Genomic DNA, 16,324 nt, shown 5'->3' with positions numbered 1-16,324 from the left:
CGGAATTGCGCAAAAACAATAAATCAGAGCGTTTTCGCAATTCCAGCAAAAGCGGAAACGCTCTAGCCCCGCTCGACGAGAAAGCGATGCCCGTCCGGCGTCGCTTCGCTCTCCACCAGCAGGTGCCCGCTCTCATTGCAAAAGGCGGGAATGTCGATCACGGCCAGCGGGTCGGTGGTTTCAAGCCACAGCTGTTCGCCCGTCGCCATGCCGGCAAGGCGCTTCCTGGCGCGGAGCACCGGCAAGGGGCAATTCAGCCCCTTGAGGTCGTATGTTTCGGCGATGACCGTCACGCTCAGCGGCTGAACAGGTTCTGGATGCGCCGGCGCAGCGAGGTCCCCTGGCTGCCCGCTTCGGGAGCCGGCACGGACGCCGTGCGTTCGGGGCTGGTGTTCGGTCGCGGTGCGGGGCTTGGAACCGTGCCCGCAGCCGGCGTCTCGGTCGCCGTCTCTTCCTGCTGCTCTCCTGCCACGGCTTCCAAAGCCGTCTGAAGCCGCGAGGCGGGCTCGGCCGTGTAGGCAGAGGCCGTTGCGGCAACGGCTGGTGTGGGCGCTGCTTCCGGTGCTTCGGCAACGGCGGTTGGCGAAGGAATGTTCGGCGGCAGGCGCGAAACCTTCTCGCCACGCGCGCGGCGCTTGCTCCAGTCAGCCACGAGGCGCGCCTCGCTGTGTCCGGCAATCGTCTCCGACTGCTCGGACGAGGACTGCTTCTTGAGCGCTGCATTGAAGGCGAAGTCGTATTTTGCCTGATGCTGCTTGTAGGCGGTCAGAAGCGATTCCGGCTGGCTCATCGGCGGGCAGGATGCCGCCGGCGAGAACTTGCCGCCATTTGCGGGCTCGCTGTTGAACACGTAGCGCTTGCCGCAGACATCCACCTTTGGCGGAACCTTGGTCAGCTCGAAATGGTCGTAGCCGACCTTGAGCATCTTCCAGAAATCGTAATTCGGGTCGTTGCGGTAGCGCGCCATGTTTTCCGCCGTCATGCGGAAGGGAAACGCCTGAACCTGAAACTCCCGCTGCCCGCCCTTGAAGGAATCGCGGGCAAACGCGTAGATCTCGGAAATCTGTTCGTCGGTCATCGAATAGCAACCGGCCGAAGAGCAGGCGCCATGCACCATCAGATGCTTGCCGGTGCGGCCGTTCGCCTGGTCATAGGCGTTCGGGAAGCCGATGTTGAAGGCGAGGTAATAGCTCGATTTCGGATTCATCTGCCCCGGACGGACGGTGTAGAAACCTTCCGGCGCCTGGCGGTCGCCCTCGGTGAATTTCGGCCCGAGCTGGCCCGACCATTTGCAGATGTCATAGCTGGCGATGACGTCGTAGCGGCCATTCTGCTTGGCCTTCCAGACTTCCAGCTTTCCCTCTTCCTTGAAGATGCGCATCATCACGGGAGAGGTCTTGCTCATCCCCTTGGCCTTCATCGTCTGAACGACGCGAGACGGCAGCTGCCGCTCGGCCTTGGGCGCGATGTCTTCAAGCGTTTCGTTGCAGGCGGTCAGCGCAATCGCTGCCGACATGAGAAAGGCATATTTGATCAGGCGTGTCATGGGTATTTCGTGTCCCGCCTATTGGCCCCCGCGCGGAGAACTTAGATTGGCATTCTGCTTATAGAAAATGAAGCCTTATGCTTTCTAAAAGATTACCGATCGCACCATGCAATGAAGCCATGCTGTGACCATTTCGCGGCATTTTGTCTGTATTTATGGCCTTTTCGCGGCTTTTAGGCGAGGAAAGGCCTCCGTGCAAGCCTTGTCGTTAGCCGACGGTTGTGCGGAAGCCCGGTTGTCTGCGGGTTTGCGTCGCTATTCTGACGTTGAAAATATGCTCGCCACTCCGCGCGTGGTTGGATGTGTTTTTCTCCATTTTGAAGCTTTCGACAAAATTTTTGCTTTCTGATTTCGCTGTATCGGCGACCCATAGAAAAATCTTCTCCAATCCCTATTTTCCCGGCACTCATCAATCGGATTGGCGCGCAACGCGCCCTGGAGAACTCAATGCGTAAACTGGCATTTGCAGCAGCCGTCCTCGCCGCCACCGTTTCGGCGTCTCATGCCGAGACGATCCGCGTCGGCATGTCCGGCGGCTATTTCCCCTTCACCTTCGTCAAGCAGGACAAGCTGCAGGGCTTCGAGGTCGATGTGCTGAACGCCGTCGCCGAGGAAACGGGCGATGAAGTTGAATTCGTCACGATGAGCTTTTCGGGTCTGATCGGTGCGCTCGAATCCAACCGGATCGACACCATCGCCAATCAGATCACCATCACGCCGGAGCGCGAGGCCAGGTTTGCCTTCTCGCAGCCCTATGTGATCGACGGTGCGCAGGTGGTGGTGAAGAAGGGCAACGAGACCGAGATCACCGGACCGGAAAGCCTGAAGGGGCGCACCGTGGCCGTCAACCTGGGTTCGAATTTCGAGGCGCTTCTGCGCGAGCTACCTTATGCCGACGAGATCGACATCAAGACCTATGAGAGCAATCTCGAGCAGGAGACGGCGCTTGGCCGTGTCGACGCTTTCGTCATGGACCGGGTCAGCGCCACCCAGGTGATCAAGGAAACGCCGCTGCCGCTGGCGCTCGCCGGCAAGCCCTTCTCCGAACTGCGCAACGCGCTTCCTTTCCGCAATGACGATGAGGGCAAGGCCCTGCGCGACCGCGTGAATGCGGCCATCGCCACGCTGAAAGAGAACGGCAAGCTCACCGAGATTTCGCAAAAGTGGTTTGCCGCCGACATCACCCGATAGGCGATCAAGCCTGTCTATAGAGCATGAGAGGCGGGGACCATGAGGCCGCTTGATCTCGAATACATGCTGGGGCTTGTCCCCGTGCTTCTCAAATATGTGCCGCTGACGCTTGCCATGGCGTCGGTGGCCATGATCCTCGCGCTGGTGCTTGCCTCGCTCATGGCCGTTGTCCGCGTCATGCGTGTGCCGCTGCTCGATGGTTTCGTGCAGTTCTTCATCAGCTTCTTTCGCGGCACGCCGTTACTGGTGCAGCTGTTCCTGTTTTATTACGGCCTGCCGCAGGTCTTCTCGTCGCTGACCGCGATCAATGGCGTCACGGCTGCGATCATGGGCATCACGCTGCATTTCGCCGCCTACATGGCCGAGAGCATCCGCGCCGCCATTCTCGGCGTCGACCGCTCGCAGTGGGAAGCCTCTTTGTCCGTGGGCATGACCACGCCGCAGATGATGCGCCGCATCGTGTTGCCGCAGGCCGCGCGCATCGCCGCGCCCACGCTGGTCAATTACTTTGTCGATATCATCAAGAGCACATCGCTTGCCTTCACGCTGGGCGTGACGGAGCTGATGGGCGCGGCGCAGAAAGAGGCCGCCGGCAGCTTTCTCTATTTCGAGGCCTTCATCTTGGTGGCGCTCATCTACTGGGTGATTGTCGAGGCTCTGACGATCGTTCAGCGGCAGCTTGAGGCGCGGCTCGGAAAGGCGGTGGCGCGATGATTTCGGTCAAGGGGCTCACCAAGCGTTTCGGCGAGAACACCGTTCTCGATGGCATCGATCTCGATATCCAGGCGGGTGAACGGGTTGCCATCATCGGCCCGTCCGGCACCGGCAAGTCCACCCTGCTGCGCTCGCTGAATTTTCTGGAAACGCCCGATGCGGGAACGATCACGGTGGGGCCGGTCACGGTGGATGCGGCCAGCGCAAAGCCTGCCGACAGGCTCGCCCTCAGGCGGCAGACATCCTTCGTGTTCCAGAACTACGCGCTGTTTGCCAACAAGACCGCGCGCGACAATATCGCCGAGGGACTGATCACGGTTCGCGGCTGGGAAAAGACGCGGGCCTATGCCCGCGCCGAAGAAATCCTCGCGACCATCGGTCTTGCCGACAAGGCGCAGAGCTATCCGGCCTCCCTGTCAGGCGGCCAGCAGCAGCGCGTCGGCATCGGCCGCGCCATGGCGGCGGAAGCCGAGATCATGCTGATCGATGAGCCCACATCGGCGCTTGATCCGGAGTGGGTGGACGAAGTTCTTCAGCTTCTGAAACGCGTCGCCGATGCGCGCCAGACCATGCTGATCGTCACGCATGAGATGCAGTTTGCCCGCGACATTGCAGACCGCATTCTGTTCATGGATGGCGGGCGGATCGTCGAGCAGGGGCCGCCCGGGGCGATCTTCAGCAACCCGAAAGACCAACGCACCCGCGCATTCCTGCGCAAGGTTTTGCGATAGCCTCGATCCCGAAACCAGAACGGGCCGCGTTTCCATGAAACGCGGCCCGTTCTGTCAATTTCGCAGTCACGCGGTTGGCAGATGAACCTGCCTGACCGCCAGATGCTTTAGAGCGTGCGGCCGATGGCGAGGAACTTCTCGCGGCGGTGCTCGCGGTAGTCCATCTCTTTCCCCGAAAGCTCGGCGAAGCCCTTCTCGATCTGGGCAGCCGTCGCCTCGAGCACCTTCTCCGGTCCGCGATGCGCGCCGCCGATGGGCTCGGGGATGATCCCGTCGATCACCTTCAGGTTCATGAGATCCTGCGCAGTGATCTTCATGTTGGTCGCCGCATCCTTGGCGCGCGATGCATCGCGCCACAGGATCGAGGCCGCGCCCTCGGGCGAGATCACCGAATAGATCGAATGCTCAAGCATGTAGACCTGGTTGGCGGTGGCGATGGCAATCGCGCCACCCGAGCCGCCTTCGCCGATGACGACGGCAATGTTCGGAACCTTGAGGCCAAGGGACCTGGAGGTCGACTGGGCGATGGCTTCGGCCTGGCCGCGCTCTTCCGCGCCAATGCCGGGATAAGCGCCGGTCGTGTCCACGATGCTGATCAGCGGAATGCCGAAGCGGTCGGCCAGGTCCATCACGCGCACCGCCTTGCGGTAGCCTTCGGGACGGGCCATGCCGAAATTGTGCTTCAGGCGGCTCTGCGTGTCATTGCCCTTTTCCTGACCGAGCACCGCAACGGACTCGCCGTTGAACCGGGCAAAGCCGGCGATGACGGCATTGTCTTCGCCATAGGCGCGGTCACCGGCCAGCGGCGTGAAATCGGTGAACAGGCCGCGCACATAGTCGAGGCAATGCGGCCGGTCGGGATGGCGCGCCACCTGGGCCTTCTGCCACGGCGTCAGGGAGCGGTAGATTTCTATGAGCGCATCCTTGGAGCGCTTCTCAAGGCGTGCGATCTCGTCGGCAACGTCCACCGCTTCACCGCTTTCGGCGAGCTTTTTCAGTTCGAGGATCTGTCCTTCGAGATCGGCAACGGGCTTTTCAAAATCGAGATAGTTGTACATTCACTCGCCAAATCGAACACGAGACACTGCGATAAAGGCATCTCTAGGTTGAACACGGCCTGCCGCCGGTAATGTGACGCTCCACATAACGTTGATGAAGCTAATCGGCAAGCGGATGGTGCTTTTGAACCAGCTCGGCAAGGCGTTTTTCAAGCACATGCGTATAGATTTGCGTCGTTGATATGTCCGAATGGCCGAGCAATTCCTGTACTGCGCGCAGATCTGCGCCATTCTGCAGGAGATGGCTTGCAAAGGCGTGACGCAACACATGCGGAGAGATTTTGGAGGTCTCTATGCCTGCGCGCGCGGCGACTTTCTTCAACTCCCGCGCAAAGACCTGGCGCGGCAGATACCCGCTTTCCGAGCTTGCCGGAAACAGCCAGGTGCTTTCCGCACAGGCCGGTTTTTCAGCCCTAACGGAAAGCCAGGCCTGCATTGCGGTGCGGGCCTTTCCCGAAAGGGGCACGATGCGCTCCTTGCCGCCCTTGCCGCGCACGGCGAAGAAGCGCTCGTCGCGCAGCGCAACGGTTACCGGCAGGCTCACCAGCTCCGAGACACGCAGACCCGAGGCATAGAGCACTTCCAGAAGCGCATGCAGCCTGACGGCGGCAAGATGCTCCGGCGCGCCTTTCGCGGCTTCGCGCGCTTCGGTCTCGGCCTGTTCGAGCAGGCGGCCGGTCTCTTCCTCGCTCAGCGTCTTTGGCAGGCCGCGCCCCTTTTTCGGGCTGTCCAGAACGCCCGTCGGGTCGTCGCCGCGCAGACCTTCCGCATAGAGGAACTGAAAGAACTGCCTTAACGCGGAGAGCTTTCGCGTCTGCGTCGTGGCGGCAAACCCCTGTGCCGAAAGCGCGCCCAGAAAATCGCGCAGTTCGTCCGCGCCCGCATCCTGCAGGGCGTTTCCACCGGCGGCGATGTGCAGGGCGGCGTCTTCCAGATCGCGGCGATAGGAGGCCAGCGTGTTGTCGCTCGCACCGCGTTCGGCCGCCATCATTTCCAGAAAGGCTTCGATGCGCGCGCCGCTGCCGATCTTCATTGTCATTGCGTGGGGTTTAGCCTGTCCACGGGAACGCGTACGCTCATCTCGCCGGTCTCCGGTTCAACGAATGTCGCAAGTGCAATCATGGCGCCGTAAACAAGGCCAACCAGGATCGCCACGATAACCAAAAGCCGAAAAAGTGTCGGCATGCATCAAGACCCGATCTGTTTCTTCTGCCCCTGCGCGTTTTATGGGGTGCCGGCCCATTCATTGCAAGCATGTGGGAAAGTATCTGGACCGCCAGCCTGTCAATCGCTTGACGGATCACGGCTTTTGTGTCGAAACCGGCGCACAGAGGCGCGAGTATGACAGTCACCGAATACCCTTCCGTTCCCGATCCCGAGAAACTGGCCCGCCGGCTGGGCAGGCGGTCGCTTGTCTTCGTCGGTCTCATGGGCGCCGGCAAGACGGTGATCGGCCGTCGCGTCGCCGATGCGCTGAAACTTCCGTTCATAGACAGCGATCACGAGATCGAAACGGTCTCCCGCATGACGGTGCCGGATCTGTTCGCCACCTATGGCGAGGCCGAGTTCCGCTCGCTGGAGCGGCGCGTGATCGCCCGGCTTCTGAAAAGCGGCCCGCGCGTGGTCTCCACCGGCGGCGGCGCGTTCATGAACCCGCTGACGCGCCGTGCCGTTGCGCGCCGGGGCGTTTCCGTCTGGCTCAAGGCCGATCTGCCCACTTTGATGGAGCGGGTCAGCCGCCGTTCCCACCGGCCGCTCCTGAACAACAGCGATCCCGAAGGCGTGATGCGGCGTCTCATGGAAGAGCGCTATCCACTCTACGAGGAATCCGACATCACCGTGCACTCGCGCGATGAGGCCAAGGATGTCATCGTCAGCGAGGTCATCGTCGCGCTCGATGAGCATCTGCGCGAGCAGGCAAGGCGACGGGAAGAAGAAAAACAGAAGGAAAGCCGGTCATGAACGATGCCACGAAGGCGCTTGCCACCGTCAATGTTTCGCTTGGTGCGCGCGCCTATGACATCCTGATCGGGCCTGGCCTTCTGCAGAGCGCTGGTGAGGAAATTGCACGCCGCCTTCCGGGCGTGCGCGCCGCCATTGTGACGGACAGCAATGTCGCGGAAGGTCATCTCGCCACGCTGCAGGCGGGGCTTGAAGCCGCCGGCATCGAGGCGACCGCCATCACCGTTGCGCCCGGCGAGCGCTCGAAGCGTTTCGCCACGCTTGAAGAGGTGGTGTCCGGCATTCTCGACGCCCGTCTGGAGCGCGGCGATATCGTCATTCCGCTGGGCGGTGGCGTTGTCGGCGATCTCGCGGGCTTCGCCGCAGGCATCGTGCGGCGTGGCATGCACTTCGTTCAGGCCCCGACATCGCTTCTCGCACAGGTGGATTCCTCGGTCGGCGGCAAGACCGGCATCAACACGGCGCATGGCAAGAACCTTGTGGGCGTCTTCCATCAGCCGCAGCTGGTCATCGCCGACACGGCGGTGCTCGACACGCTGCCGCCGCGCGAATTCCGCGCCGGCTATGCCGAAGTCGCAAAATACGGGCTGATCGACCGGCCGGATTTCTTCGCCTGGCTGGAGAAGAACTGGCAGGCGGTGTTCGATGGCGGGCCTGAGCGCGTGGAAGCCATTGCGCAGTCCTGTCAGGCAAAGGCCGATGTGGTGGCGCGCGACGAGCTGGAGATGGGCGACCGCGCGCTGCTCAATCTCGGCCACACTTTCGGTCACGCGCTGGAAGCGGCCACGGGCTATGACAGCGCGCGTCTGGTGCATGGCGAAGGCGTGGCCATCGGCATGGCGCTGGCGCATCGCTTCTCGGCCAGGCTCAATCTGGCGAGCCCCGACGATGCCGGGCGCGTCGAGGCGCATCTTTCAGCCGTTGGCCTGCCGACCCGGCTTTCCGATGTTCCCGGCGGCCTCCCTGGCGCGGAGCAGCTTTTGACCTATATCGCGCAGGACAAGAAGGTGTCGCGCGGCGCGCTCACCTTCATTCTCACTCGCGGCATCGGCCAGTCTTTCGTGGCGAAAGACGTGCCGACCAGCCAGGTTCTTTCCTTCCTTGAGGAGTCTCTTCCCCAATGACACCAGAGATGTGGATCACCGGCGGCATCATTCTGGGCCTGATCGCGCTCTCTTTCCTGTTTTCAGGAACCGAAACCGGCATGACCGCTGTCTCGCGGGCCAGGCTGCACACCATGGAGGCCAATGGCGACGCGCGCGCCGGTCTTGTCGACCGCCTGATCCAGCGTCGCGACCGGCTTGTCGGCGCATTGCTGATCGGCAACAATCTGGTCAACATCCTTGCCTCGGCGCTCACCACCAGCCTGTTCCTGAAGCTCTTCGGCGATGCCGGCGTGGTCTACGCCACCATCATCATGACCGTGCTTCTGGTGATCTTCGCGGAAATCCTGCCCAAGTCCTGGGCGCTTGCGAAGCCGGAGCAGTTCGCGCTCACCGTGTCGCCCTTCGCGCGCGTCGTGGTGATGATGTTCGGCCTCCTGTCGTCGCTCGCCAACGGCATTGTACGGCTGCTCCTGTCCATCTTCGGGGTCGATCTGCAAAGCCGCGAATCCATGCTTTCCGCCCATGAGGAGCTGCGCGGCACCGTCGAGGTTCTGCACCGCGAGGGCGCGGTGGTGAAGCAGGATCGCGACCGCGTTGGCGGTCTGCTCGACCTGCACGAGCTGGAACTTTCCGACGTGATGATCCACCGCACCAACATGCGCTCCGTCAATGCCGACGAAGCGCCGGAAGTGGTGGTGCGTGAAATCCTGCGCAGCCCCTATACGCGCATTCCCATCTGGAAGGGCTCCACGGAAAACATCGTCGGCGTCGTCCACGCCAAGGATCTCCTGCGCGCGCTGGGCGATGTGCAGAACGATTATTCCAGGATCGACATTGCCAAGGTCGCTTCAAAGCCGTGGTTCGTGCCCGACACGACAACCCTGCAAGACCAGCTCAACGCCTTCCTGCGGCGCAAGGCGCACATCGCCATCGTCGTCGACGAATATGGCGAAGTGGAAGGCCTGGTCACGCTTGAGGACATCATCGAGGAAATCGTCGGCGACATTGCCGATGAGCACGATGTGGAGGTTCAGGGCGTCAAGCAGGAGGCCGATGGCTCCATCGTGGTGGAAGGCTCCGTGCCGATCCGCGACCTGAACCGCGCGCTCGACTGGAACCTGCCGGACGAGGAGGCAACCACGATTGCCGGTCTCGTCATCCACGAGACGCAGACCATTCCCGACGAGAAGCAGGCCTTCACCTTCTTCGGCAAGCGCTTCATCGTCATGAAGCGCGACAAGAACCGCATCACGAGACTTCGGATCAGGCCGCTCGCCTGATCCGGGCGATTGGACCTGTCAGTGATCGCTGCTCCTAAAATGACCATAGTCATTGCCTATGGTCATTTTCGTTTCTATCTTTCGACAGCAGACGCTGGAGTATCGATATGACTGTTGAGATATCCAAATCCCGTTTCAAGGCGCGTGCCCTTGAGTATTTCCGCGAGGTGGAAAGAACCGGCCAGCCGATAACCATTACGGATCACGGCAGGCCGACACTGGAAATCCGCGCGCTTGAGAAAAAGACAGGTGCGCGCGACGCGCTCGAGCGCCTCAGGGGATCGGTGAAATCCTACGAGCGCCCTTTCGAGCCCGTCGATGAGGCTGACTGGGATGCGTTGAATTGATCGGGATCGACACGCATGTGCTTGTCTGGTGGGCCAATGGCGACACCGACAGACTAAGCCCGGCGGCGCTTGATGCGCTTGATGCTGCTCTGTCGGGCGGAAAAATCTTCATGTCGTCCATCACGGCATGGGAAATCGCCGTGCTGGCCGCCCGCGGCAGGCTCCTTCTATCGGAAGATGTCCGCCGCTGGCTGGATGTGGTCGCGGAGGTCCCTGCCGTCGAGTTTGTGCCCGTCGACAATGAGATCGCGGTTTTGGGCACCCGCCTCGGGGATGGCTTCCACCGCGATCCCGCAGACCGTTTTATCGTGGCGACATGCCAGAAGCTTGCGGTGCCTCTGGTTACAGCCGATGAGAAAATCAGGCGATACCCGCATCTCACCACAATCTGGTGACAGCGAGCCTTACCAGCGCGTCGGTTCGCCCGGCGCTGCCGGTTCGATGGCGAGTGCGTGCACGCTGTCTTTCAGCTCTTCGGCGAGCAGTTCGTTGACGGCGCGGTGGCGCTCGACGCGGTTCATCTTCGCAAACGCATCGGCGACGATGCGCACGCGGAAATGCGTTTCGCCCGTGCCGTCGAAATGTTCCTGATGGCCCGCATGCAGGTGGCTCTCATTGATCACGGCAAGCCGCTCCGGCGAAAATGCATCCGTGAGCTTGCTTTCTATCGTCGACTGGATGGACAATGACGTCTCCTCACACCATATGGGGGCTATCCCCAAATTCACGTTCGATTCAAGCGCTAGGTCGAACTTTGGCCAAAAGTCAATTCTTGTATCCCGGCGCTGAGCGGCCATACTTCCACACTGATTTGGTGACACGCAGTCCGATATGAAACCCTACTCGAAATATTTCGAGAAAATTCGCATTCGACCCGACCCGCAGGCGGAGGCGAAATCTCGCGCGCCACGCTGCCAGTGGGATGGCTGTGATGAGCCGGGCATGCATCGCGCGCCTGTCGGGCGTCACGCGGAGGGGCAGTATTTCCGCTTCTGCGTCGATCACGCCCGGCAATACAACAAGGGCTACAACTATTTCTCCGGTCTCAGCGATTCCGAGGTCGCGCGCTATCAGAAGGAAGCGCTGACCGGCCACCGTCCGACCTGGAAAATGGGTGGCAGCGGAGAGACACGGGCTGCGGCTGATTTCTCCACCTATCGGTCGGGCCGCGCGGCCTATCACAACCGGGTGGGCGACCCGTTCAACATGTTTGGCGAGCAGCAGGCCGCGCGCAAGCCGCGCGAAAAGCGGTTGAAGCCGCTTGAGGCCAAGGCGCTCGAAACACTGGGCCTGGGCGCACAAGCGACTGGCGAACAGATCAAGTCGCGGTATAAGAACCTGGTGAAGCAGCACCATCCCGATGCGAATGGTGGCGACCGGGGTTCTGAAGGCCGGCTCAGAAGCGTGCTTGAAGCATACCGTCTGTTGAAACAGGCGGGTTTCTGTTAAAGCGGGCGTCTGATAAGACGCGTTGAACAAAGTCTGATGAGACGCTCCGGAAAAACGAACAGTTCAAGCGATGCAGGCAAGGGCCTGGCCGCTGGAGGCATGATGAACAAGATTGACCGCGATATCGCCAATTTGCCCGATACGACCGTTTCGGTGAAAGACACGTTCGGCTTTGAGTCCGACATGGTTGTGCCAGCCTATTCCGTGGCCGATTCCCACGTGCCGGACGTCGATCCCGACTATCTGTTCGACAGGCAGACGACGCTCGCCATTCTGGCGGGCTTTGCGCACAATCGCCGCGTGATGGTTTCCGGCTATCACGGCACCGGCAAGTCGACCCATATCGAGCAGGTCGCCGCGCGTCTCAACTGGCCCTGTGTCCGCATCAATCTCGACAGCCATGTCAGCCGTATCGACCTCGTCGGCAAGGACGCCATCGTGGTCAAGGACGGCAAGCAGGTCACCGAGTTCAAGGACGGTATCCTGCCGTGGGCTTATCAGCACAATGTCGCGCTCGTATTCGACGAGTATGACGCCGGCCGCCCGGATGTGATGTTCGTCATCCAGCGTGTTCTGGAATCGTCCGGCCGCCTGACCCTGCTCGACCAGAGCCGCGTCATCCGTCCGCATCCCGCCTTCCGCATCTTTGCCACGGCCAACACCGTCGGTCTTGGCGACACGACCGGCCTCTATCACGGCACGCAGCAGATCAACCAGGCGCAGATGGACCGCTGGTCCATCGTTACCACGCTCAACTATCTGCCGCATGACGACGAAGTCGCCATCGTTCAGGCAAAGAACAAGCATTTCCAGAACGAGAAGGGCCGCGAGACGATCTCGCGCATGGTGCGCGTTGCCGACCTCACGCGTTCGGCCTTCATGAATGGCGACCTGTCGACCGTCATGAGCCCGCGTACGGTGATCATGTGGGCCGAAAACGCCGAGATCTTCGGCGATGTCGGCTTCGCCTTCCGTCTCACCTTCCTGAACAAATGCGATGAGCTGGAGCGTGCGCTGGTCGCCGAGTTCTACCAGCGCGCCTTTGGCGAGGAACTGCCGGAGAGCGCTGCCAACGTCGCGCTGAGCTAAGGCTATTCCAGTCAGGTGGAGATACCTGACGCCCGCAGAAATGCGGAAGACAGGTAGTTGGAGCGGAACAGCGTTTCCATGAAACGATGAGCCGCTCCAGAGCATCGGACCGAAAAGTGGGAACCGGTTTTCGGGTTGTTCCGATGCTCCATCAACAGTTTGGATTGTCTTTTATGCGTCCGGATGGATGCACGGCGGTCTAGGAGGGATGATGCATTATCAGGGTGGATGTCATTGCGGCGGCGTGCGCTACAGCGTCGATGTCGATCTCGAAAATCCGATCACCTGCAATTGCTCCTATTGCAGCAAGCGAGGCAGCATTCTCGCTTTTGCGCCCCTGGACAACTTCTCTCTCGAGAAGGGCGGTGAAACCCTGACGGCGTATCGTTTCAACACCAACACGATTGAGCATCTTTTTTGCTCGACCTGTGGGATGGAATCCTTCGCGCGCGGCGCGATGCCGGATGGCACGAAGATGGTGGCCGTGAATGTGCGCTGCCTCGACGGTGTCGACCTGGCGGGGCTCGATCCGCAGGAATATGACGGCCGGGCGCGCTGAGCCGGCCGAGAAAAGACGGACCCGTGAGCCAGACCAACCGCAAGCCCGGACAACCCGCAGACGCACCGCTTGATCCTTTCAAGCGGGCGACCACAGCATGCATGCGCGCCGTTGCCGGCGATCACGAGCTTGAGGTCTCCTTCTCCAAGGACAAGCCATCGCTCACGGGCAGCCGCGCGCGCCTGCCGGACCTGCCCAAGCGGGCGACGGTCGAAGCGCTGACCGTCACGCGCGGCATCGGCGATTCCATGGCGCTGCGCCGCGCCTGTCACGATATCGATCTGCACCGCCGCCTCGCGCCGGAAGGCAATGAGGCGCGCGCCATTTACGACGCCGTCGAGCAGGCCCGCGTCGAGGCCATCGGTTCGATTGCCATGCCGGGCATGGGCGACAACATCGCCGCCATGCTCGAGGACAAGTATGAGCGCGCCAATCTGGCCGGGGTTTCCGAAAAGGCCGATGCGCCGCTTGAGGAAGCCATCGCGCTGATGGTGCGCGAGAAGCTGACCGGCCGGCCCGTGCCGAAGAGCGGCGAAAAGCTCGTTTCACTCTGGCGCGACTGGGTTGAGGGCAAGGCCGGGGCCGACATCGACGCGCTTGCCGGGCAGATCGAGGATCAGAACGGCTTCGCCCGCGCCGTGCGCGATCTCCTTTCGTCCATCGATCTCGGCGAGGAGCTTGCCGAGGAAGAGCAGACCGAGGATAGCGAGGAAGACAGCGACGCGCCCGAGGCCCAGGAACAGGCCGAGCAGAGCGAGGACGACGAGTCCGGCGGTGAGGAAAGCGAGGGCGAGGAGTCCACGGGCGAGAGCGAGGACACCGAGACCGGCGAGAGCGAGGCCGGCGACACGACCGCCGACGATGTTTCCGAGGATGACGAACTGGATTCGGAGACGCCCGGCGAGGCGCGTCGTCCCGACAGCCCGTTCGATCAGGCCGCCCGCGATATCGACTACAAGGTCTTCACCACCGAGTTTGATGAAACGGTCGGCGCCGAAGATCTTTGCGACGAGGAAGAGCTCGACCGTCTGCGCGCGTTCCTCGACAAGCAGCTTGCCAATCTGCAGGGTGTGGTCGGGCGTCTCGCCAACCGTCTGCAGCGCCGCCTGATGGCGCAGCAGAACCGCTCTTGGGATTTCGATCTAGAAGAGGGCGTGCTCGATACGGCGCGGCTCGTGCGTCTGGTCATCGATCCCATGCAGCCGCTCTCCTTCAAGCAGGAGCGCGACACCAATTTCCGCGACACGGTGGTGACGCTGGTGCTCGACAATTCGGGCTCCATGCGCGGCCGGCCGATCACGGTGGCCGCCACCTGCGCCGACATTCTGGCCCGCACGCTTGAGCGTTGCGGCGTGCGCGTCGAGATCCTCGGCTTCACCACGCGTGCGTGGAAGGGCGGGCAGGCGCGCGAGAAATGGCTCAAGGAAGGCAAGCCCGCCAACCCGGGCCGCCTGAACGATCTGCGCCACATCATCTACAAGAGCGCCGATGCCCCCTGGCGTCGCGCCCGCCGCAATCTCGGCCTGATGATGCGCGAGGGGCTTCTGAAGGAAAACATCGATGGCGAGGCGCTTCTGTGGGCGCACCAGCGCCTGATGGCGCGGCCCGAGCAGCGCAAGATCATGATGATGATCTCCGATGGCGCGCCGGTCGACGATTCCACCCTGTCGGTCAATCCCGGCAATTATCTGGAACGGCATCTGCGCGGGGTCATCGACCTGATCGAGACCCGCTCGCCGGTCGAGCTTCTGGCCATCGGCATCGGCCACGACGTCACGCGCTACTACCGCCGCGCCGTCACCATCGTCGATGCGGAAGAGCTGGCCGGTGCGATGACCGAGCAGCTCGCCTCGCTCTTCGAGGAAGAGGGCGCGCGCCGTAGCGGCGGTGCGATGCGGCGTGCGGGCTAGAGCGTCTGACCGAAAAGCGGAACCCGGTTTTCGGTCATTCCGATGCTCCATCACGCGCGTAGATCATCCTTTGTGCGCCCGGATTGGCGCACGGCCAACCAATCTGTCCGCTTCTAGCCGCCTGTTTCCTGCGTGGCTGCGATCTTTCGGTTTGACGGTGCAGTGCGCGCGCCCAGACGGCCCTCATGGCGCGCACCTACACAGCCCTCATAGCGCGTGCCCACACGGCCCTCATGGTGAGCGCCCACATAGCCCTCATGGTGAGCCTGTCGAACCACGGGGGCGGGGTGAAGGGCTGTGGCACGGCCTGCGCCTCTTCCTTGTGGCACTGGTCTTTGCCCTCGCTGCGCCGGCCTCCGCTCAGGAGCCAGCCATCTCCGTGCCGGTCAAGGCGACCCCGATCCGTCACTTCGCGGTGGGCTCCCACGAAACCCGTTTTGGCCCGCTGGAATTTGCCGGTGGTCTTTCCATGACCTCGCCGGTGGACCACTTCGGCGCATTCTCCTCCTTCCGCTTCATTTCGCCTGGCGCTGATGTCATCGGCGTTTCCGACACCGGCTTTTGGTTCTTCGGAACGCTCACCCGTGACGCCGAGGGGCGGCCAGCGGGCTTTGCCGATTTCAGCATGCAGCCCATGGTGGACGGCGCAGGCAGTTCCACGCGCGAGAAATGGACCACCGATGCCGAAGGCATTGCGGTGAAGGATGATCTGGCGACGGTCAGCTTCGAGCGCGTGCAGCGCATTGCGGAATTCGGGATCGAGCGCGGAGCCATGGGGGCCGCGATCCGCGATCTCGACTTCCTCGTGCCGCGCCACGAACTGCGCAACAATCGCGGTTTCGAGACCATCGCTTACGCGCCCCCGGCAGGGCGGCTCGACGGTGCGCGTGTCGTCGTGGCCGAGCGCAGCATCGACGAGAACGGCAATTGCTTCGCGGCCATTCTGGAAGGGCCGCACAAGGGCGTCTTCACCGTCGCCCGCTCGGACGGGTTCGACATCACGGATGGCGCATTCCTGCCTGATGGCGATCTGCTTTTGCTGGAGCGGCGTTTCACGCTCGCCCAGGGCGTCGCCATGCGCCTGCGCCGCATCGACGGCGCAACCATCGCGCCGGGCAGTGTCGCCGACGGGCCGGTGCTCTTCACCGCCGGCATGGATTATCAGATCGACAACATGGAAGCGCTGGATGTCTGGCAGCGCGCCGATGGCGCGACCATGGTGTCGCTCATGTCCGACGACAACCATTCGCTCCTGCAGCGCAATCTCTATCTGGAATTCCGGCTGCTTGGGGAGTGAGAGGCGGCTGTTGCTCTGCCACGGAGAGCTTAGGCTCCAACGCCGCCGCCCTCCTCTCCACGCTCGCGGGGAGAGGGAAGCGTTG

20 protein-coding genes are annotated in these 16,324 nt (G+C 62.2%); 13 read left to right on the top strand and 7 right to left on the bottom strand.

Annotated elements, in window-relative coordinates:
• Positions 1-62: 62 nt before the first annotated feature.
• Complete coding sequence (locus tag DEJ54_RS03495) at positions 63-293, bottom strand: sulfurtransferase TusA family protein (protein ID WP_162742209.1); 231 nt, start codon at positions 291-293, stop codon at positions 63-65.
• Positions 294-295: 2 nt separating this feature from the next.
• Positions 296-1,546 (bottom strand): murein L,D-transpeptidase family protein, encoded by a 1,251-nt coding sequence (locus tag DEJ54_RS03490; protein WP_113153342.1) that lies wholly within the window; start codon positions 1,544-1,546, stop codon positions 296-298.
• A gap of 447 nt (positions 1,547-1,993) precedes the next feature.
• Between DEJ54_RS03490 and DEJ54_RS03480 the strand changes: the two genes are divergently transcribed.
• From DEJ54_RS03480 to DEJ54_RS03470, 3 genes are read left to right on the top strand one after another with little or no spacing between them, the layout of a single operon-like run.
• Entirely contained in the window at positions 1,994-2,737 is a 744-nt protein-coding gene (locus DEJ54_RS03480) for an amino acid ABC transporter substrate-binding protein (RefSeq protein ID WP_113153340.1), read from the top strand.
• 39 nt (positions 2,738-2,776) lie between these two features.
• Positions 2,777-3,451, top strand: a complete 675-nt coding sequence (locus DEJ54_RS03475; protein ID WP_113153339.1) for an amino acid ABC transporter permease — start codon at positions 2,777-2,779, stop codon at positions 3,449-3,451.
• A complete protein-coding gene (locus DEJ54_RS03470; protein ID WP_113153338.1) occupies positions 3,448-4,182 on the top strand; it encodes an amino acid ABC transporter ATP-binding protein in 735 nt (244 codons plus the stop codon). The genes DEJ54_RS03475 and DEJ54_RS03470 overlap by 4 nt, the downstream gene beginning before the upstream one ends.
• A gap of 107 nt (positions 4,183-4,289) precedes the next feature.
• Here the strand turns inward: DEJ54_RS03470 and DEJ54_RS03465 are convergent, their stop codons facing one another.
• The 3 genes from DEJ54_RS03465 to DEJ54_RS03455 all read right to left on the bottom strand — a co-directional run bounded on the left by DEJ54_RS03465 (position 4,290) and on the right by DEJ54_RS03455 (position 6,425).
• On the bottom strand, positions 4,290-5,240 hold the full coding sequence (locus tag DEJ54_RS03465) for an acetyl-CoA carboxylase carboxyltransferase subunit alpha (RefSeq protein WP_113153337.1): 951 nt from the start codon (positions 5,238-5,240) through the stop codon (positions 4,290-4,292).
• Between the two features lie 100 nt (positions 5,241-5,340).
• On the bottom strand, positions 5,341-6,267 hold the full coding sequence (locus DEJ54_RS03460) for a site-specific tyrosine recombinase XerD (protein WP_162742365.1): 927 nt from the start codon (positions 6,265-6,267) through the stop codon (positions 5,341-5,343).
• Between the two features lie 8 nt (positions 6,268-6,275).
• Complete coding sequence (locus DEJ54_RS03455; protein WP_113153335.1) at positions 6,276-6,425, bottom strand: histidine kinase; 150 nt, start codon at positions 6,423-6,425, stop codon at positions 6,276-6,278.
• A 156-nt stretch (positions 6,426-6,581) separates the two neighbouring features.
• Between DEJ54_RS03455 and DEJ54_RS03450 the strand changes: the two genes are divergently transcribed.
• The 5 genes from DEJ54_RS03450 to DEJ54_RS03430 all read left to right on the top strand — a co-directional run bounded on the left by DEJ54_RS03450 (position 6,582) and on the right by DEJ54_RS03430 (position 10,330).
• Positions 6,582-7,202, top strand: coding sequence for a shikimate kinase (locus tag DEJ54_RS03450; protein WP_113153334.1), 621 nt, complete (start codon positions 6,582-6,584; stop codon positions 7,200-7,202).
• The gene (gene aroB, locus DEJ54_RS03445; protein ID WP_113153333.1) at positions 7,199-8,326 is read left to right on the top strand and encodes a 3-dehydroquinate synthase; all 1,128 of its coding nucleotides are present in this window, start codon (positions 7,199-7,201) and stop codon (positions 8,324-8,326) included. The genes DEJ54_RS03450 and aroB overlap by 4 nt, the downstream gene beginning before the upstream one ends.
• Positions 8,323-9,588, top strand: coding sequence for an HlyC/CorC family transporter (locus DEJ54_RS03440; protein WP_113153332.1), 1,266 nt, complete (start codon positions 8,323-8,325; stop codon positions 9,586-9,588). The genes aroB and DEJ54_RS03440 overlap by 4 nt, the downstream gene beginning before the upstream one ends.
• A gap of 107 nt (positions 9,589-9,695) precedes the next feature.
• Positions 9,696-9,935, top strand: a complete 240-nt coding sequence (locus tag DEJ54_RS03435; protein WP_113153331.1) for a type II toxin-antitoxin system Phd/YefM family antitoxin — start codon at positions 9,696-9,698, stop codon at positions 9,933-9,935.
• Entirely contained in the window at positions 9,932-10,330 is a 399-nt protein-coding gene (locus DEJ54_RS03430; protein ID WP_113153330.1) for a type II toxin-antitoxin system VapC family toxin, read from the top strand. The genes DEJ54_RS03435 and DEJ54_RS03430 overlap by 4 nt, the downstream gene beginning before the upstream one ends.
• 9 nt (positions 10,331-10,339) lie before the next feature.
• Here the strand turns inward: DEJ54_RS03430 and DEJ54_RS03425 are convergent, their stop codons facing one another.
• Positions 10,340-10,621 carry a BolA family transcriptional regulator gene (locus DEJ54_RS03425; protein WP_113153329.1) on the bottom strand — a complete coding sequence of 94 codons (282 nt, stop codon included), beginning with the start codon at positions 10,619-10,621 and terminating at the stop codon, positions 10,340-10,342.
• Positions 10,622-10,766: 145 nt separating this feature from the next.
• Here DEJ54_RS03425 and DEJ54_RS03420 point away from each other — a divergent pair, with 145 nt between their 5' ends.
• From DEJ54_RS03420 to cobT, 4 genes are all read left to right on the top strand, one after another.
• Complete coding sequence (locus DEJ54_RS03420) at positions 10,767-11,384, top strand: J domain-containing protein (RefSeq protein WP_113153328.1); 618 nt, start codon at positions 10,767-10,769, stop codon at positions 11,382-11,384.
• Between the two features lie 102 nt (positions 11,385-11,486).
• Entirely contained in the window at positions 11,487-12,473 is a 987-nt protein-coding gene (gene cobS / locus DEJ54_RS03415) for a cobaltochelatase subunit CobS (RefSeq protein WP_113156055.1), read from the top strand.
• Between the two features lie 211 nt (positions 12,474-12,684).
• Complete coding sequence (locus DEJ54_RS03410) at positions 12,685-13,032, top strand: GFA family protein (protein ID WP_113156054.1); 348 nt, start codon at positions 12,685-12,687, stop codon at positions 13,030-13,032.
• Positions 13,029-14,942 carry a cobaltochelatase subunit CobT gene (gene cobT, locus DEJ54_RS03405; protein ID WP_371685974.1) on the top strand — a complete coding sequence of 638 codons (1,914 nt, stop codon included), beginning with the start codon at positions 13,029-13,031 and terminating at the stop codon, positions 14,940-14,942. The genes DEJ54_RS03410 and cobT overlap by 4 nt, the downstream gene beginning before the upstream one ends.
• Positions 14,943-15,055: 113 nt before the next feature.
• Here cobT and DEJ54_RS23135 read toward each other — a convergent pair whose 3' ends face one another.
• Entirely contained in the window at positions 15,056-15,271 is a 216-nt protein-coding gene (locus DEJ54_RS23135) for a hypothetical protein (protein WP_162742208.1), read from the bottom strand.
• A gap of 50 nt (positions 15,272-15,321) precedes the next feature.
• Here DEJ54_RS23135 and DEJ54_RS03400 point away from each other — a divergent pair, with 50 nt between their 5' ends.
• A complete protein-coding gene (locus tag DEJ54_RS03400; protein ID WP_113156053.1) occupies positions 15,322-16,239 on the top strand; it encodes an esterase-like activity of phytase family protein in 918 nt (305 codons plus the stop codon).
• Positions 16,240-16,324: the final 85 nt, after the last annotated feature.

It is taken from the genome of Nitratireductor sp. OM-1 (assembly GCF_003296175.1).
Classification (GTDB): domain Bacteria; phylum Pseudomonadota; class Alphaproteobacteria; order Rhizobiales; family Rhizobiaceae; genus Nitratireductor; species Nitratireductor aquimarinus.
Note: the sequence above shows the minus strand (reverse complement) of the source record. Positions and strands in the feature narration are given on the sequence as shown.

Excerpts from the sequence above, each read along its gene's own strand:
- DEJ54_RS03490 (WP_113153342.1), bottom strand. The coding sequence starts at position 1,546 with ATGACACGCCTGATCAAATATGCCTTTCTCATGTCGGCAGCGATTGCG.
- DEJ54_RS03480 (WP_113153340.1), top strand. The coding sequence starts at position 1,994 with ATGCGTAAACTGGCATTTGCAGCAGCCGTCCTCGCCGCCACCGTTTCG.
- DEJ54_RS03475 (WP_113153339.1), top strand. The coding sequence starts at position 2,777 with ATGAGGCCGCTTGATCTCGAATACATGCTGGGGCTTGTCCCCGTGCTT.
- DEJ54_RS03470 (WP_113153338.1), top strand. The coding sequence starts at position 3,448 with ATGATTTCGGTCAAGGGGCTCACCAAGCGTTTCGGCGAGAACACCGTT.
- DEJ54_RS03465 (WP_113153337.1), bottom strand. The coding sequence starts at position 5,240 with ATGTACAACTATCTCGATTTTGAAAAGCCCGTTGCCGATCTCGAAGGA.
- DEJ54_RS03455 (WP_113153335.1), bottom strand. The coding sequence starts at position 6,425 with ATGCCGACACTTTTTCGGCTTTTGGTTATCGTGGCGATCCTGGTTGGC.
- DEJ54_RS03450 (WP_113153334.1), top strand. The coding sequence starts at position 6,582 with ATGACAGTCACCGAATACCCTTCCGTTCCCGATCCCGAGAAACTGGCC.
- aroB (WP_113153333.1), top strand. The coding sequence starts at position 7,199 with ATGAACGATGCCACGAAGGCGCTTGCCACCGTCAATGTTTCGCTTGGT.
- DEJ54_RS03440 (WP_113153332.1), top strand. The coding sequence starts at position 8,323 with ATGACACCAGAGATGTGGATCACCGGCGGCATCATTCTGGGCCTGATC.
- DEJ54_RS03435 (WP_113153331.1), top strand. The coding sequence starts at position 9,696 with ATGACTGTTGAGATATCCAAATCCCGTTTCAAGGCGCGTGCCCTTGAG.
- DEJ54_RS03420 (WP_113153328.1), top strand. The coding sequence starts at position 10,767 with ATGAAACCCTACTCGAAATATTTCGAGAAAATTCGCATTCGACCCGAC.
- cobS (WP_113156055.1), top strand. The coding sequence starts at position 11,487 with ATGAACAAGATTGACCGCGATATCGCCAATTTGCCCGATACGACCGTT.
- DEJ54_RS03410 (WP_113156054.1), top strand. The coding sequence starts at position 12,685 with ATGCATTATCAGGGTGGATGTCATTGCGGCGGCGTGCGCTACAGCGTC.